This is a genomic window from Pseudophaeobacter leonis, from assembly GCF_002087335.1.
GTDB classification, from domain to species: domain Bacteria; phylum Pseudomonadota; class Alphaproteobacteria; order Rhodobacterales; family Rhodobacteraceae; genus Pseudophaeobacter; species Pseudophaeobacter leonis.
In genome coordinates this window covers 1-12,838 of the sequence record NZ_MWVJ01000021.1, presented here as the reverse complement: position 1 = coordinate 12,838, position 12,838 = coordinate 1, and the positions used below count along the sequence as shown (strand labels likewise).

Annotated in this window: 9 protein-coding genes and 4 pseudogenes; 6 read left to right on the top strand and 7 right to left on the bottom strand. The window is 60.6% G+C overall.

Annotated features, from left to right (window positions below; all coding sequences use genetic code 11):
* The first annotated feature begins 6 nt into the window (after positions 1-6).
* A pseudogene (locus B4968_RS06730) lies at positions 7-1,058 on the top strand (YcjF family protein).
* 24 nt (positions 1,059-1,082) lie between these two features.
* Here B4968_RS06730 and B4968_RS06725 read toward each other — a convergent pair.
* On the bottom strand, positions 1,083-1,484 hold the full coding sequence (locus tag B4968_RS06725; protein ID WP_083097738.1) for a group III truncated hemoglobin: 402 nt from the start codon (positions 1,482-1,484) through the stop codon (positions 1,083-1,085).
* A 266-nt stretch (positions 1,485-1,750) separates the two neighbouring features.
* Here B4968_RS06725 and B4968_RS06720 point away from each other — a divergent pair, with 266 nt between their 5' ends.
* Together B4968_RS06720 and ileS are read left to right on the top strand one after the other, a co-directional pair.
* Positions 1,751-2,491 (top strand): VIT1/CCC1 transporter family protein, encoded by a 741-nt coding sequence (locus B4968_RS06720; protein WP_083097667.1) that lies wholly within the window; start codon positions 1,751-1,753, stop codon positions 2,489-2,491.
* A gap of 408 nt (positions 2,492-2,899) precedes the next feature.
* A pseudogene (ileS, locus tag B4968_RS06715) lies at positions 2,900-5,833 on the top strand (isoleucine--tRNA ligase).
* Positions 5,834-6,078: 245 nt separating this feature from the next.
* On the opposite strand, the gene B4968_RS06710 reads toward ileS, so the two are convergent.
* Positions 6,079-6,444 (bottom strand): hypothetical protein, encoded by a 366-nt coding sequence (locus B4968_RS06710; protein ID WP_083097665.1) that lies wholly within the window; start codon positions 6,442-6,444, stop codon positions 6,079-6,081.
* Between the two features lie 223 nt (positions 6,445-6,667).
* Here B4968_RS06710 and B4968_RS06705 point away from each other — a divergent pair.
* A pseudogene (locus tag B4968_RS06705) lies at positions 6,668-7,121 on the top strand (methylated-DNA--[protein]-cysteine S-methyltransferase).
* An 85-nt stretch (positions 7,122-7,206) separates the two neighbouring features.
* Here B4968_RS06705 and B4968_RS06700 read toward each other — a convergent pair.
* A complete protein-coding gene (locus B4968_RS06700; protein ID WP_083097663.1) occupies positions 7,207-7,899 on the bottom strand; it encodes a CDP-alcohol phosphatidyltransferase family protein in 693 nt (230 codons plus the stop codon).
* Between the two features lie 39 nt (positions 7,900-7,938).
* Positions 7,939-8,160 carry a hypothetical protein gene (locus tag B4968_RS06695; protein WP_083097661.1) on the bottom strand — a complete coding sequence of 74 codons (222 nt, stop codon included), beginning with the start codon at positions 8,158-8,160 and terminating at the stop codon, positions 7,939-7,941.
* Between the two features lie 235 nt (positions 8,161-8,395).
* On the opposite strand from B4968_RS06695, the gene B4968_RS06690 reads away from it, so the two are divergent.
* Positions 8,396-8,581 carry a hypothetical protein gene (locus B4968_RS06690; RefSeq protein WP_083097659.1) on the top strand — a complete coding sequence of 62 codons (186 nt, stop codon included), beginning with the start codon at positions 8,396-8,398 and terminating at the stop codon, positions 8,579-8,581.
* A gap of 315 nt (positions 8,582-8,896) precedes the next feature.
* Here the strand turns inward: B4968_RS06690 and B4968_RS06685 are convergent, their stop codons facing one another.
* The 3 genes and pseudogenes from B4968_RS06685 to fsa form a co-directional block, all read right to left on the bottom strand.
* Positions 8,897-9,838, bottom strand: a complete 942-nt coding sequence (locus B4968_RS06685) for a tyrosine recombinase XerC (RefSeq protein WP_083097657.1) — start codon at positions 9,836-9,838, stop codon at positions 8,897-8,899.
* A 130-nt stretch (positions 9,839-9,968) separates the two neighbouring features.
* Complete coding sequence (locus B4968_RS06680) at positions 9,969-10,592, bottom strand: DUF484 family protein (RefSeq protein ID WP_139792620.1); 624 nt, start codon at positions 10,590-10,592, stop codon at positions 9,969-9,971.
* A gap of 1,011 nt (positions 10,593-11,603) precedes the next feature.
* A pseudogene (gene fsa, locus B4968_RS06670) lies at positions 11,604-12,258 on the bottom strand (fructose-6-phosphate aldolase).
* 97 nt (positions 12,259-12,355) lie between these two features.
* Here fsa and B4968_RS06665 point away from each other — a divergent pair.
* On the top strand, positions 12,356-12,838 hold a 483-nt coding region (locus B4968_RS06665), incomplete at its 3' end, for a primosomal protein N' family DNA-binding protein (RefSeq protein WP_479559042.1).

Sequence of the window (12,838 nt, the reverse complement as noted above, 5' to 3'; positions counted from 1 at the left end):
GAGCGTATGACAGATAACTCAGGAGAGCGCCCCACACAGGGGCCGGTGGTTTTTGAGCTGGATGAAGAGCAGCACCCGCAGCCGCAGGTGAGCGAGGCGCCGCCAGTGCCGGATCCAGTGCCGGATATGGCGCAGACGGGCAGGGGCGCTGTGCCTGCATCAGATGTCGCGGGGGCGGCTCTGGGCGCGGCGCGGCGACCCTCACGGCTGGCGCGCTGGTTCTGGGGGCTGGTTCTGGCGCTGCTGGGGGCTGTGATCTCGCTGGCTGCCTGGGATTTTGCCATGGGGCTGATCCCGCGGCTGCCGCTTCTGGGCTGGGCTGTCAGTGCGGGATTTGCGCTGGCGTTGGCGCTAGCACTGATCATGGTTCTGCGCGAACTGGCCGCGCTCTCGCGGCTCAAACGGGTGGACTATCTGCGCCAGAGCGCCCCTGCGGCGACGCGCGACATTGCTGCGGCACGGGCGCATGTCTCGCGGCTTGAAGGGTTTACTCTGGCCGCGCGGATCTCGGCTGGCAGCTGGCGCGCCTGGCTGAGCGTAAGGCGGATGTGCTGGACGCGGATGCCCTGTTGATGCTGGCCGAGGAAGAGCTGCTGGTGCCGCTGGATGCCCGTGCGCTGCGCGAGGTTGAGGCGGCGGCGCGTCAGGTGGCCACGGTCACAGCTCTGGTGCCGCTGGCGCTGGCGGATGTGGTGGTGGCGCTGCTGGCGTCGGTGCGGATGATCCGGCAGGTGGCGCAGATTTATGGTGGGCGTTCGGGGCTGTTCAGCTCCTGGCGTCTGACCCGCGCGGTGCTGGCGCATCTTGCCGCCACGGGCGCGGTTGCGGCGGGGGATGATCTGCTTGAATCGGTACTGGGGGGCTCTGTTCTGTCCAAACTGTCGCGGCGTTTTGGCGAGGGGGTGGTCAATGGTGCATTGTCAGCCCGCGTTGGCATTGCCGCCATGGAGGTCTGCCGTCCGATGCCCTTCTCAAAGGCGCATCGCCCCTCGATCCGTCAGGTGATCAAAGGTGCCTTGGCTGGTTTGTTCCGGCGTGAAATAGCGGACAAAGACTGAAACAGACGTTGCAGCTGCTGTGGGTTAAAACAGTCGGGGTGGCGCATCCCTAGGCTGGCGCATGGCGACAATGCCGGTGCGAAAGCCTTCGCCGATCCGGTCCGCCAATGTACCCCATTGCAGGGCAATCGCCTCGGGCAACTCGGCGCGCAAAACCTCGTGGAACAGGCTCAGCCATTGGGCAAAATGGTGCGCCTGGATTTCGGGACGCGACACATGCACCCGCATCGGATTGCCGTTGTAGCATTTCTCGCGCAGGATTGCGTTGCGCCAAAACCGGGCGATCTTGGCCTCATGGGCGGGCCAGTCACCATCCGGCACGTAGAGCGCAAAAACGGGTCCCAGCTCCGCATGGGCGCGAATGCGCATGTAAAACAGCTGCACAATCCGGTCGATCTCATCGGCTGTGATGTCAAAACGCTTCATCGGGTGATCGCTGGCCTGTGTCTGGGTTTGCGTCTGCGTCTGTGACAGTTTCTGCGTCTCGGGGGGCATTGCGTCGTCCTGTCTTGCGGTTTCACAGCTTTGCCAGAGACTGCGTTGAGAGCCAGTGGCTGGGCCGAGAAACTGGCCTGAGAAACTGGGCTGAGAAACTGGGCTGGGCAATAGGTAGAGGCAGCGGTAATCTGGCGCAAGGCAACCGGTGCACTCCGCGCTAGGTTTATGCCAGCCAGCAACACGGAGCGCCCGCCATGTCAGAGCCCACCAAGACAGAGCCTGATCCCTCAGAGCATGGCCACAGCCCGCAGGAGATCAGCGACCGGATTGGCGCGCCGACAGGACGCGGCGTGCTGCGGGATGTGGTCTACGGCGGCATTGACGGATCTGTCACCACCTTTGCCATCGTCGCGGGCGTGGCCGGCGCCGGGCTGTCGCCGACGATTATCGTCGCCCTTGGCCTCGCCAATGTTCTGGCAGATGGGTTTTCGATGGCGGCCGGCAACTATTCGGGCACTAAGGCAGAAGTGGACAACCTGATGCGCCTGCGCCAGGTCGAGGAGCGCCATATTGTCAAATACCCCGAAGGTGAGCGCGGCGAAGTGCGCGAGATCCTGCGTCTCAAAGGCCTGTCGGGTCCGGTCCTTGAGGCGGCGACCGATGCGATCTGCGCCAACCATGAGGCCTGGATCAATTTGATGATGGAGGGCGAATATGGCGCAGGCCCGGTGGACCCTGATCCGATGCGCGCAGCCATTGCCACCTTCCTCGCCTTTCTGGCGGCCGGCATGGTGCCGCTTGTGCCGTTTCTCTTTGGGCTGGAGACCGCGTTTTCGCTGTCGGTCTGGCTGACGCTGGCGACCTTTTTTGGCATCGGCGCTTTAAAAAGCCGCTGGTCTCTGGCGCCCTGGTGGCGCTCGGGGTTTGAAACCCTGGCAATCGGGGGGGCTGCTGCTGCGCTGGCCTACGGTGTTGGCAGCCTGTTTCAGCTCTGAGCCGCAGGGTCCGATGTTTCGCGTGCGATACAAAGCGCACAGTGGCAAATCTGGCTGGCCACTCTTGCTGAGCCGTGTGAAATTTTTCTGACCCTTGTGAAGTCTTTGCCAAGTCATGCGCACTATGCAGGGCTCGGGGGCTTTTTACGCGGTTCTGCCGGGCTTTTGGTGTGGCCACTCTGTGGTGCAAAAGGCGTCACAGGCTGCGGTGATCCGGGCAGTCCATCGGTGCTTTACCCCGGCTCCCGGTCGGCCTATAAGGCCCCCATGTCCCACCGTGCGGCCAACATTATGCGAATTATATCCCCGGCGCTCTGATTGATTGAGCCGCCGGGCAAAGGCGCTTGAGCCATCGCGCCGAACCGAGCAACCCTGTTTTTCGACCAGATCATCCAAAGGACGCCACCCATGTGCGCCGACACACCCGAGACCCACGACTATAAACAGACCCTGAACCTGCCAAAAACCGATTTCCCGATGCGCGCAGGCCTGCCCAAGCGCGAGCCCAACTGGCTGGACCGCTGGGCCAAGATTGGCGTCTATGACCGTTTGCGCGAAAAAGAAGGCCGCACGCCCTTTACGCTGCATGATGGTCCTCCCTATGCCAACGGTCATCTGCACATCGGCCACGCGCTGAACAAGACAATCAAGGACATGATCGTGCGCAGCCACCAGATGATGGGGTTTGACGCACGTTACGTGCCGGGCTGGGATTGCCATGGCCTGCCGATCGAGTGGAAGATCGAAGAACAGTACCGCAAGAAGGGCAAGAACAAAGACGCCGTTGATGTGGTTGAGTTCCGTCAGGAATGCCGCGCCTTTGCCGACAAATGGGTCGATATCCAGCGCGAAGAGTTCAAACGGCTTGGCATCACCGGCAACTGGGCGGATCCCTACCTGACGATGGATTTCCACGCCGAGGCGGTGATCGCGGCAGAATTCCAGAAGTTCCTGATGAACGGCACGCTGTATCAGGGCTCGAAACCGGTGATGTGGTCGCCGGTTGAAAAGACCGCCCTGGCCGAGGCTGAGGTGGAATACAAGGACAAGGACAGCTTCACCATCTGGGTGAAATTTGCCGTTACCGGCGGCTCTGATGATCTGGCTGATGATCTGGCCGGGGCCAATGTGGTGATCTGGACCACCACCCCCTGGACCATTCCGTCCAACAAGGCCGTGGTCTATGGCGACAGCTTTGATTACGGCCTCTATGAGGTGACCGACGCGCCCGAAGAATGCTGGGCCGCCAAGGGCGACCGCTTTTTGCTGGCCGACAAGCTGGCAGGCGATGTGATGTCGCGCGCGCGTCTTGAGGATGGCATGTACCGCCGCGTCCGGGCCGTGCCCGCGGATGAGCTGGCGACCTTGCAATTGTCGCACCCGCTGGCTGGCGCAGAGGGTAGCAATGGCGAATGGGACGCGCCACGTGATTTCCGTGCCTCGCCTTTCGTGACCGATGAAGAGGGCACCGGTTTTGTCCACTGCGCGCCAAGCCACGGTATGGAGGAATTTGAGCTCTACCGTGATCTTGGGATGCTGGAATAGGTGATCACCTATAACGTCATGGATGATGGTGGCTTCCGGGCGGACCTGCCGTTCTTTGGCGGCAAATACATCCTCAACCGCAAGGGCGGCGAAGGCGATGCCAACAAGACCGTGATCGACAAGCTGGTCGAGGTCGGCGGGCTGCTGGCCCGTGGCAAGATCAAGCACAGCTACCCGCACAGCTGGCGTTCAAAAGCGCCGATCATCTATCGCACCACGCCGCAATGGTTTGCTGCGGTGGACCGCGCCGTTGGCGATGGTCAGGACGAGATGGGCACCACGGTCCGCGAACGCGCGCTGCGCTCGATTGACGAGCTGGTGAAATGGACACCGCAAAAGGGCCGCAACCGGCTCTATTCCATGATCGAAAGCCGCCCGGACTGGGTGCTGTCGCGCCAGCGCGCCTGGGGTGTGCCACTGACCTGTTTTGTCAAAAAGGGTCTGCTGCCAACGGATGAGGGCTTTATCCTGCGCGATGACGCGGTCAATGCCCGCATCGTGGCCGCGTTTGAAGCCGAAGGTGCCGATGCTTGGTATGCGACAGGCGCCAAAGAGCGCTTTCTGGGGGATGGCTACACTGCAGATGACTGGGAGCAGGTCTTTGACGTGCTTGATGTCTGGTTCGACAGTGGCTCGACCCATGCCTTTGTGCTGCGCGACCGCAAGGATGGCACCGAAGACGGCATCGCTGATGTCTATATGGAAGGCACCGACCAGCACCGTGGCTGGTTCCACTCGTCGCTGTTGCAGGCCTGTGGCACCACGGGGCGCGCGCCCTACCGCAATGTGGTCACCCATGGCTTCACGCTGGACGGCAAGGGCAACAAGATGTCCAAATCGCTCGGCAATACCATCGTGCCCGAAGAGATCATCAAGCAATATGGCGCCGATATTCTGCGTCTCTGGGTGGCGCAGACTGACTATACCTCGGACCAGCGCATTGGCCCTGAGATCCTGAAAGGCACCGCCGACAGCTATCGCCGGCTGCGCAACACCATGCGCTATATGCTGGGCTCGCTGCATGACTTTAGCGAGGATCAACGGGTGGATGCCGCCGATATGCCCGAGCTGGAGCAATGGGTGCTGCATCGTCTCGCCGAGCTGGATCATCAGGTGCGCAGCGGCTATCAGGCCTTTGATTTCAATGGTGTCTGGCAGGCGATCTTCACCTTTGCCACCGTTGATCTCTCGGCCTTTTATTTCGATGTGCGCAAGGATGCGCTCTATTGCGATGGCGACACGCTCAATGCGCGTGCGGCGCGGACCGTGCTCGACATTCTGTTCCACCGGCTCACCACTTGGCTGGCGCCAATCCTGGTGTTCACCATGGAAGAGGTCTGGCTTGAGCGTTTCCCGGGCGAACAAAGCTCGGTGCATCTGACGGATATTCCGGACACGCCTGCAGATTGGCTGAACGAGCCCCTGGCGGCCAAGTGGACCAAGATCCGTCAGGCGCGTCGCGTGGTGACTGCGGCGCTGGAAATCCAGCGGATCGACAAGGTGATCGGCGCCTCGCTTGAGGCCAATCCGGTGGTGCATCTGCGGGATGTAGAGGTGCTGGCGGCGCTGAAATCGGTGAATTTTGCCGATGTCTGCATCACCTCGGACATTGCCCTCAGTGGGGACCCGGCCCCGGATGAGGCCTTCCGTATGCCCGAAGTCGAGGGGATCTCGGTGGTGTTTGAAAAGGCCGAAGGCGACAAATGCCAACGCTGCTGGAAGATCCTGCCAGATGTGGGCCGCCACAGCCATGCGGGTGTCTGCGGTCGCTGTGACGCCGCCCTTGACGGCGTCTGATCGGGAAGGTTGACATCGTCTCCGACCTTTAGGCCGGGCGACACTAATAGGCTGGGCGACACTAAAAAAGGCCTCCGAAAACGGGGGCCTTTTTTGCGCTTTGGCCGCTCTCGATGGGCGGACAAAGCGCTGTTTCCCTGAGAGCGCAGGAGGTCTGGTCGCTGTGCAGGCCCCAGATCCTCTGCAGCGGATCTGTTATGGGCGGCTTTCAGTCGGTCGGCCCGCCGGGACAGGGCCGGCGTCTTTTAGCTGATTAGGTTGACTGCCTTCAGGTAGTTGAGCTCGGCAATCAGCCTGTTTGTCGGTTTTGGGCCGGGGGCAAAGTCAGAGTTTTGGTCAAGGAGCTTTGCTGCGATGGCTTGTTCGCAATAACTGCCGCGTTGCAGCGCCTGATTGTGTGCCATTTCCTGCGCCGGACCCACGTACTCAACCTTTGGAAGCTCCACCACAACAGGGGCCGTCTCAGCCGAGAGCGCCACTTGCCGCTGAATAGCCCGGCTCATGCCCTGCGTCTTGCCTTCATTGGCGCTGGCATCTGTCTCCGGCACGCCGGCCTTGCTGGACAAAAACAGGCTGTTTGCGTGGAATCCAGAAGACAGTGCAGAGATCATGAACGTACCTACTTACGTGTGTTGAAGCTCGTTTTTAGCCTGATTTTAGCAAAATATGTCGCCACCTTGGGTCACAGCCTGAACCCGTTTGTATAGCGACCTATCCAAAAGAGCGTCTTTTGCCTGTCCCTGCTCTGTCCTGGCTGATTTACTGCCCGCAAACGCCGTCCTATTGACCTGGCCGATTGACCTGACCCATTGACCTGATTGGATTCGACTGCCTATGCCCTCAGCCACCATTGCGACAATCGTTGGAAGCCTCTGTGTGACAGAGTTGGATGGCGCCATTTGCGAGCTGGCCTGGCGCGATGGAAAACAGCGACACCACAGCGCTGCTGAGCCGGGCAATAGAACAACTCCGGGCCTATTTCGCCGCCGAGCTGCAGGTGTTTGACCTGCCGCTTCAGGTGGCAGGGTCGGAGTTTCAGCGCGCAGTCTGTGATGCCATGCTGGCTATCCCCTTTGGAGAGACCCGCACCTATGGCGACATTGGTCGCGATCTCAAAGCACTGCCCCAGCCCATTGGCAATGCCTGCGGCGCCAACCCCATTCCGGTGATCATTCCCTGTCACCGGGTGCTGGGGGTCAATGGGCTGGGGGGCTTTTCCGGCAGAGGCGGAGTTGAGACCAAGGTCACGCTGTTGAAACATGAAGGCGCGGCCGGCTTGTTGATTTGAAGCAGTCCTATGCGCTATGCGCCGACCATGCCGCCTGCCGACCATGCTGCAGCGTCTGGCCCGGTATCTGGCAAGCGACGTGAGGCTAGCGGCGTTCTGGAATGATCTGCTGCGCGATGCCGACAAAAATCAGATAGATCGAGGTCACAACCAGGCCCCAATGCGCCCAGCTCTCCGGATGGAAATCAACCCAGGCGGCCCACCCGGCAAAAAAGGTCCAGGCCAGCGCCACGGGCAGCGAAACCCTGCGCCAGCACCCGGTGCGCACCGGGTGAATGAATTTTAGCGGCAGGAACATGGCAACCGACAGCAGCGTGACCAGTACCAGAATGGTCCAGTGGCTGGGCTCCAGCGCAAAGATCACCAGGATGAGCATGTTCCAGCAGCCGGGAAAGCCGGAAAAGGAATTATCCTTGGTCTTCATCCGGGTGTCGGCAAAATACATCGCACTGGCAAAGGTGATGACAATGATCGCAACCCAACCGGTCCACCCCGCCATCAGCCCCGATTTGAACAGGGCAAAGGCCGGGATAAAGACATAGGTCAGATAGTCGATGATCAGATCCAGCAGCACGCCATCAAACTGCGGCGCGTAGCGTTTCACATGATAGTGACGCGCCAGCGGGCCATCAATGCCATCCACAGCAAAGGCCACAACCAGCCAGACAAACATCAGGCTCCACTTGGCATCAACCGCTGCCAGCATGGACAACATGGCAAAAACGGCGCCGGTTGCGGTGAAAAGATGAACGGAGAGGGCGCGGATCTGAGGTGTCATACGCCTCTGATGGCAATTTTCACCCGCGCCCGCAAGGCTTCAGTGGTAATAAGCCGGGTATTCCTGACCGGTCTGCGCTGCAAGCCCACCCTGTGTGAGGGCAATCTCTGCTTGTAAAAAGACCATCTCTGCCCTGTGCCTTTCCGAGGTGGGAAGGTCTGGGCGGCGAATTTTGCGCGGCAGGCGCGGAAACCGGATCTGGGAGGGGGCAGGGGCAGGCGCGGCAGGGGCGGGGTGAAACGCGAGCGGATGTGCGGTCATTTTGGGCGTCCTTTCTGGAGCGAGTGGTGGCTCCAGAGATAACGGCGCAAGCCTTAACCGAAGATGTTTTGGCGGGTGAAACTTATATCGAATTTTAGCGGCTTTAGGTTTGACGGCTTTGCTGTGCGACCCAGGCGCAGGCTGGCTTTGTGTCGGCTGATAGAGTTTTCCAAAATGTATATACAATGCATGCGCGTTGTATTAGCAATGTATCACTCACCGAGGTAGATGGCGCATGAACAAGTCTGAAAAATCCGGCAAAAAGCGCAAAGATGCGCAACTGGTCCTTCGCATCAAAAAGGACGAGCGCGACACCTTTGTGGCGCTTTGCGAGGAGCTGGATACCAGTGCAGCCCGCGAAGTGCGCCGGTTTATCCGTGAGTTCGTAGCTAGCCATCAGGCTGATATGTCAAAAATTTGAGCAAAGGGTATCACTATGTCCAAGAAGGCCAAAATCAAAGAGCTGAAAAAAGAAGTAAAGCTGCGCCAGGGCAAGCTGGCGCGTCAGGCAAAGAAACTGAAGGCTGCGCTGAAGGCGCTGAAAAAAGCCGCCTGATCCGGCTGCATCTCCCCTTTGGGTTTGTCTGATTGGGAGTTGAAACAGAGGCGTCGCATGGGCCGAACCCCTGGTGCAGGGGCAGTGCCAATGCGGCGCCTCTTTACTGATACAGATGCTGATACTGTTACCGTTACTGTGGCCAGACCTTGCGGCTATGGCCAGACCTTGGGGCTGTGGCTAGGCCTTGGGATGGCTGCGGTTGTAGACAGCCATCAAATGCGCCGTATCCACCGCCGTGTAGGCCTGTGTGGTCGACAGCGAGGAATGACCCAAAAGCTCTTGAATAGCGCGCAAATCGCCTCCGGCTTCTAAAAGATGCGTGGCAAAGCTGTGCCGCAGGGCATGGGGCGTGGCCGTTGCTGGCAGTCCCAGCTGCGCCCGTGCCTGCGCCATCACGCCCTGAATTTGTCGCGGGCTGAGGGCGCCGCCGCGGACACCACGAAACAGTGGCTGGTCGTTTTCACGCGGATGTGGCGACAGCTGCAAATAGCGATCCACGGCGCTGCGCGCGGCGTCGATGACCGGCACCAGCCGCTCTTTGCCGCCTTTGCCGATGATCCTGAGGCTGGCAGGCAGCGGCGCGGCGCGCCCCATAAGGCCAAGGGCCTCGGAGATCCGCAGCCCGCAGCCATAGAGCAGGGTCACCACGGCCCCATCGCGCGCCGCCACCCAATCGCGGCTTGATTGCAGCTCGACGGTCTCGATGACCGCGCGGGCGGCATCAACCGCCAGAGGACGGGGCAGTTTCTTTTGAAATTTGGGCGCACGGGCGGCCAGAACGGCTGTTGGCTCAAACCCTTCACGCGCGGCCAGCCAGCGATAAAAGGTTTTGACGGCTGAGAGCTTGCGGGCCAGCGAGCGTGCTCCGGTGCCCGCGTTGCGCTCGCGCGCCATCCAGGATCGCATATCCGAGGTCGAGATCTGTGCCAGAGCGCCCAATCCCTGCCGGGCACCGCTGTGTTCGCTCATAAAGGCCAAAAAGCCGATCAGATCGCTTTGATAGGCGCTGAGGGTATTGGCCGCAGCACCTTCGAGCGCGCTGAGGCCCTGTAGCCAAAGCTGCAGCGCATCACGGCAGGCAGGCGAGACAAGCAGCGTTTGTTCAGCTGAGGCACTCATGGGCTGAAGGCCTCATCAGGGGGGGCCAGGATCACAGTCCTGTCAGTCACAGGCTTATCGGTCACAGCCTTATCAGTCACAGACCTGTCAGTCTCAGTCCAGTCAGGGAGCCAGAGGGCCTCCCCGCAGGTCATGACAACCAGCGACGCATGGCGCGTTCAAAGACGCCGGCAAAGAAGGTCAAAAGATCGGTGCCGTGCTGCGGGGTGAACTGATGCGGATCTTCCGAGCCCAGAACCAGCAGGCCCGGCAGACGCCCGCTGCCGAGATCCAGCCGCAGGCAGGCCTCAGAGCGGATCCACTCGGCCTTGTCGCCATAAATCATCGGGCTGCCGCCCTGCACCTGACGCAATGTGACCTGACGGGCGGGGCCGCCACGCGGGTTGGTAACATAGCTGTCGACATCGCCAGGGGTCGCAACCCTGAGCATCTCGCCCATGCGGGCGGCGGCGGCATCGCCATCGTTCTGGATGGTTTCCAGCACCAGGGCCACCGTGTCGACGCGCATGATTTCAGCCAGATCACTGTTCAGGGTCTGCAAAAATTCGTCAAAGTCGGCCGGAGCCAGCAGGCGCAGGATGGCGCGGTGGATCTGATTCGTCCCGGCGAGGTTTTCATAGGCGGCAGCAATGACCGAGCGGTGGGTGTCTTCGAGCTTGTCCAGCCGGGCTTCCATCCGCTCCATGGCGATGCCACGCAGGTCGACGATATTGGAGCCCATGGCGCGTTCATTGGCGGAAACCAGAGCGTTCATAAGGCCCTGATCGTCGAGAACCGCGTCTGGCTTTGCCAGAATCGCGTCGCGAAGGGGAGTGTCGAGTGTGGCGTGCTGCTGCTCATTCTTGAACCTCTGATTGGGCTTTCAGCCGGTTTATAACACGGGTTTTTGCCGATGCGGCCTAAAAATTCATTCCGGTCCGGAAAAGGCCAAATACAGCCCAGCGGCGCGCTCCCGCCCAAGGGCGGCTGGATCACAGATCCATTGCCTCGGTTGGGCGGGGCGCCGGGCTTTGCCCGGCGCAAAAAAAGGAAGAAAAGGGGCTGAGAAGCGGTTTAAGAGCAGGGCTGCCTGAAACGCGCCGCATCGATTTTGCACTGGGAGTAACGGCCTCAAGCGCAAGCCGCGCCGGGGGGCGCGGGCGCCCAAAAGGCGCCCCTTGACCCCGTAAATCCCGAACCCACCACTGTGATACAGTCTTGTCCCGCAGTCAGGGGTTGTGGTGTCGTTCAGCTGTCAGTCAGAAAGGGCTGGGTTTAGCGGAGGTCGAAAGCTGTCTGGTGCGGGAACTGGAGTTTCGACGTGAAGGAGCAGGTCCTCAAGCGGCTGTTGATGTGTTCGCCAAATCTTGTCTAGATTTTTGGGCTCACCTGCGCGGGTGAATTTCACCCTGTTGGTGTAGCTGAGAAGTGTCCAGCCGCGGAGATTGTCGCGGATATCCATTTGGCGCCAGGGAAGGCCTTGGGTGGCCGTAGTCCATGCGCCCGGCTCCGAGATGTTGGCGAAACGCTGGGACGCATTTGTGCACCAATAGTGGGTTGCGATGAGGCCAAGTTGCCGTGCCGATGAGATGTAGTAAGCTTGGAGCTGTCGTAGCCCGTCTGGCTGCAGCCCAAGAGTGAATTCAGCCTCGTAGCTCTGACTGTAGGGATCCCACCCGGGCTCGTAAACCGGGTGGGGAATGTAGCCGTGGTGCTTGAGAGTGGCCCCAAGGTGTTGGTGCCACCAGTTCCAGACATGCTTATGCTGGAGCTTAACCATGCAAGATTACAGGATCTTGATATCAGCGGCCTTGATGTCGGCGAGGAAGGTTGCCAGGCCCTTGTCGGTCAGCGGGTGGTTGACCAGGGACTTGATCACCGCAGGGGGGGCGGTGATCACATCGGCACCGATGAGGGCGCTGTCCAGAAATATGATTGGCGGACCGGATCGACGCCGCCAGGATTTCGGTGTCAAAGCCGTAGTTGTCGTAGATCTGGCGGATATCGTTGATCAGCTCCATGCCGTCGAGGTTGATATCGTCCAGGCGGCCAATGAAGGGCGAGATGAAGGTGGCGCCGGCCTTGGCGGCGATCAGCGCCTGATTGGCAGAAAAGCACAGCGTCACATTGACCATGTGGCCGTCGTCAGACAGGGTTTTGCAGGCCTTGAGGCCATCCCAGGTCAGCGGAACCTTGACGGCGATGTTCTCGGCGATCTCGACCAGCTTGCGACCCTCGGCGATCATGGTCTCGGCGTCTGTCGCGGTGACCTCGGCAGAAACGGGGCCGGTGACCATGGCGCAGATCTCTTTGGTGACCTCAATGATGTCGCGACCGGATTTCTTGATCAGCGAGGGGTTGGTGGTCACACCATCCACCATCCCGAGGTCATTCAGCTCGGCGATGGCGTCGATTTCGGCGGTATCTACAAAGAATTTCATCGGCAGGGATCCTTTTGGGAAAGTTTGGCCTTGATTGCGCTAGCCTTTAGCGCATGGCGCGGGCATTAAAAAGCCCCGAGGTTTGGAGACAGCACAGGTGAGCGCGCAGGATTTTTTCCATCAGGGTGACAGGGTGGCGGTTTTGACCGCGCAACCTCTTGATCGGCTTTTGGATTACCGTGCGCCGGAGGGGGGCTGTTTCCGGGGCGCCTTTGTTGAGGTGCCGCTGGGCCCGCGCAAGGTTCTGGGGGTAATCTGGGGTCCGGGCGCAGGTGGGTTTGATTCGGCCAAGCTGCGCAGCGTCATCCGGGTGCTGGACGTGGCGCCTATGCGCGAAGAGATGCGGCAGTTTCTGGGCAAGGCCGCAGACTACCCCCTGACACCGATGCACGCCATGCTGCGGCTGGCCACCCGCGCGCCGGGCCTGTCGGATCCGCCGTCGATGCGCCGCGTGCTGCGACTTGGCACAAAAGAGCCCGAGCGGATGACCGATGCCCGTGGCAGGGTTCTGGCCGTGATGGAAGAGTTTAGCGGCCTTGCGTTCACCCCGAAAGAGCTGGCCGATATGGCGGGGGTGGGG

Coding starts and splice junctions, on each gene's coding strand:
- B4968_RS06725 (WP_083097738.1), bottom strand. CDS start 1,484: ATGAAGCGTTTTGACATCACAGCCGATGAGATCGACCGGATTGTGCAG.
- B4968_RS06720 (WP_083097667.1), top strand. CDS start 1,751: ATGTCAGAGCCCACCAAGACAGAGCCTGATCCCTCAGAGCATGGCCAC.
- B4968_RS06710 (WP_083097665.1), bottom strand. CDS start 6,444: ATGATCTCTGCACTGTCTTCTGGATTCCACGCAAACAGCCTGTTTTTG.
- B4968_RS06700 (WP_083097663.1), bottom strand. CDS start 7,899: ATGACACCTCAGATCCGCGCCCTCTCCGTTCATCTTTTCACCGCAACC.
- B4968_RS06695 (WP_083097661.1), bottom strand. CDS start 8,160: ATGACCGCACATCCGCTCGCGTTTCACCCCGCCCCTGCCGCGCCTGCC.
- B4968_RS06690 (WP_083097659.1), top strand. CDS start 8,396: ATGAACAAGTCTGAAAAATCCGGCAAAAAGCGCAAAGATGCGCAACTG.
- B4968_RS06685 (WP_083097657.1), bottom strand. CDS start 9,838: ATGAGTGCCTCAGCTGAACAAACGCTGCTTGTCTCGCCTGCCTGCCGT.
- B4968_RS06680 (WP_139792620.1), bottom strand. CDS start 10,592: ATGAACGCTCTGGTTTCCGCCAATGAACGCGCCATGGGCTCCAATATC.